We start from the raw sequence: 308 nt of genomic DNA, 5'->3' as shown, positions 1-308 counted from the left end.
ATTTAGATCTTTTTTAACCATGCTAGGTATAATAATGGGAATAGCATCAGTAGTTTTATTATCATCACTGGGTGCTGGTTTCCAAAAGAAATTATTATCAGAAGCACAATTAGCAACTTCAAAAATAATAGTTGTAGATTTTGACCAAAAATATAGAACTTCGAATGATATAAAAGAATCTGATTATTTTTCACCAAAAGATGAATTAATTTTTGAAAAAATTGATGGTGTTGATAAAGCAATACTATGGGATCAAGATGCTGCATTAATAGGAAATTTTGGTGAAGAAGCTGGAAAATATATAATTT

Annotated in this window: 1 protein-coding gene; it reads left to right on the top strand. The window is 27.6% G+C overall.

The features are described from left to right. Positions 1-19: 19 nt before the first annotated feature. On the top strand, positions 20-308 hold a 289-nt coding region (locus tag AWT72_RS09025; protein WP_306765447.1), incomplete at its 3' end, for an ABC transporter permease.

Origin of the sequence: Oceanivirga salmonicida (assembly GCF_001517915.1) — a bacterium.
GTDB lineage: Bacteria > Fusobacteriota > Fusobacteriia > Fusobacteriales > Leptotrichiaceae > Oceanivirga > Oceanivirga salmonicida.
Note: the sequence above shows the minus strand (reverse complement) of the source record. Positions and strands in the feature narration are given on the sequence as shown.